Origin of the sequence: Mesorhizobium sp. M0571 (genome assembly GCF_040320985.1) — a bacterium.
Classification (GTDB): domain Bacteria; phylum Pseudomonadota; class Alphaproteobacteria; order Rhizobiales; family Rhizobiaceae; genus Mesorhizobium.
Map to the genome: position 1 here is coordinate 1 of NZ_JAMYQT010000141.1, position 1,039 is coordinate 1,039.

Annotated in this window: 1 protein-coding gene; it reads left to right on the forward strand. The window is 59.1% G+C overall.

Translation table 11 applies throughout. The features are described 5' to 3' along the window. Positions 1–228: 228 nt before the first annotated feature. On the forward strand, positions 229–1,039 hold an 811-nt coding region (locus NKI85_RS37720), incomplete at its 3' end, for a Gfo/Idh/MocA family oxidoreductase (RefSeq protein WP_352780974.1).

The following is a 1,039-nucleotide window of genomic DNA, read 5'->3' on the forward strand; positions in this document are numbered from 1 at the left end:
GGTCCCGCGAGGAGATTACGGATCTGATGGCTGGCGGCGAAACGATGGCCGATCTGGAAGCCAAGGTCGATGGTTACATGGCCGAGCATGAAGGTCATCCGCCGTCCTTCCAGGTGCTGGAGGGCCCAGCCGCTCGTTAGATTTCTTAAAAGGCGCCAACCAGGCGTGGCTCCATGCCGCCGAGTTGGCCGTTGCCCGTAAGTTCGAAAAAGCAAAAGCAGGACAGAAATGACAATCCGCATTGCAGTGATCGGCGCCGGTTTGATGGGCGCGGATCATGCCAAGATAGTTGCCGAGGAACTGCCCGGCGCAACCCTTCAATTGGTCTGCGACATGGATGAGCAGCGCGCTCGTCTGGTCGCCGATGCATTTGGTGCCTTCGACATTGCCACTGACCCCCAGGGCGCCATCACGCGGCAAGACGTGGACGCCGTGATCATTGCGAGTCCCGATTTCACGCATGCGCCGCTTTCGATGGCCTGTATTGCCATGGGCAAGCGCGTTCTGTGCGAAAAACCGCTTTCACAAGCGTCGGCTGACTGCATCGCCGTGATGGAAACCGAACAGAAGGCAGGGGCGAGATTCGTCCAGCTCGGCTTCATGCGGCGTTACGATCAATCCTACCAGGAGATGAAGCAGGCGCTCGATAATGGTCATCTCGGTCGGGCGCTGATGATGCACAATTTTCACCGCAATGTTGAAACGCCTGCGGCCGATTTCACCGGCTCTATGGCCATCACCAATTCGGCACCGCACGAATTCGACGTCGTGCGTTACGTGCTCGGGACGGAATACGCCTCTATTTCCGCGTTCCAGCCGCGCCGCTCGGACGCGCGTGTGGCACCTGTCTTCATGGTGTTGGAAACAGTGGACGGGCAGCTCGTCAATATCGAGATCAACAACAACGCCGCCTACGGCTATGACGTCCGCGCCGAACTGATTGGCGAGAACGGCGCCGTGGCAACCAACAACGTTGCCTACACCCGCACGGAGTCAGCGCTTACCCAAAGCACAAACTACGACGCCGACTGGCGCACCC